Raw genomic sequence first — 1170 nt, 5'->3', positions numbered from 1 at the left:
GCTGCCTTGTATGCGGCGTAGACCTTGCGGTAGTCGTGGCCGCCGCGCTTGAGGTTCCAGATCTGGTCATCGGTGAGGTCCGCGACCATGTCCTTGGTCTGCGGGGTCTTGCCGAAGAAGTGCTCGCGGACGAACCCGCCGGATTCGGCCTTGTAGGTCTGGTAGTCCCCGTCCGGGGTTTCGTTCATGATCTTCACCAGCGAGCCGTCGGTGTCGCGGGTGAGCAGGTCATCCCACTCCCGGCCCCAGACGACCTTGATCACGTTCCAGCCCGCGCCCCGGAAGAACGCCTCGAGTTCCTGCATGATTTTGCCATTGCCGCGCACCGGCCCGTCCAGGCGCTGGAGGTTGCAGTTGATCACGAAGTTCAGGTTGTCCAGGTTCTCGTTCGCGGCGAGCTGGAGCAGGCCACGGGACTCGGGCTCGTCCATTTCCCCGTCGCCCAGGAACGCCCAGACCTGCTGGTCACTGGTGTCCTTCAGGCCGCGGTTGTGCAGGTAGCGGTTGGACTGGGCCTGGTAGATCGCGTTCATCGGCCCGATGCCCATCGACACGGTGGGGAATTCCCAGAACTCGGGCATCAGCCGCGGGTGCGGGTAGGAGGAGAGGGCGTGGCCTTCCTTGGACTTTTCCTGCCGGAAGCCGTCCAGGTCCTGCTCGGTCAGCCGGCCTTCCATGAACGCCCTCGCGTACATCCCGGGGGAGGCGTGGCCCTGGAAGAACACCTGGTCCCCGCCGCCGGGGTGGTCCTTGCCGCGGAAGAAGTGGTTGAACCCGACCTCGTACAGCGTCGCGGCCCCGGCGTAGGTGGAGATGTGCCCGCCCACGCCGATGTTCGGCCGCTGGGACCGGTGCACCATCACCGCGGCGTTCCAGCGCATGTACGCCCGGTAGCGGCGCTCGAACTCCTCGTTGCCGGGGAACTCCGCTTCCTGGTCCACCGGGATGGTGTTCACATAATCCGTGGTGGTCACCATCGGAACCCCGACGCTCTGCGCGCCGGCACGCTGCAGGAGACTGCGCATGATGTATTGGGCACGCTCGGTGCCCTGTTCCCTGATCAGCGCATCCAGGGACTCAACCCATTCGGCGGTCTCTTCCGGATCACGATCAGGCAGCTGGTTAGTCAACCCGCTGAGGATATGGGAGGTATCTTCTCCTGCAGCCACG

General features: G+C 65.0%; 1 protein-coding gene. It reads right to left on the bottom strand.

The window, feature by feature from the left end; genetic code table 11:
• Window positions 1–1169: pyruvate dehydrogenase E1 component-related protein (locus JYA52_RS00210; RefSeq protein ID WP_504739500.1), on the bottom strand; the 1169-nt coding region annotated here is incomplete at its 3' end.
• Window position 1170: the final 1 nt, after the last annotated feature.

The sequence above is a fragment of the Arthrobacter pascens genome, from assembly GCF_017052465.1.
Classification (GTDB): domain Bacteria; phylum Actinomycetota; class Actinomycetes; order Actinomycetales; family Micrococcaceae; genus Arthrobacter; species Arthrobacter pascens.
This window is presented reverse-complemented; position numbering and strand designations above follow the sequence as displayed.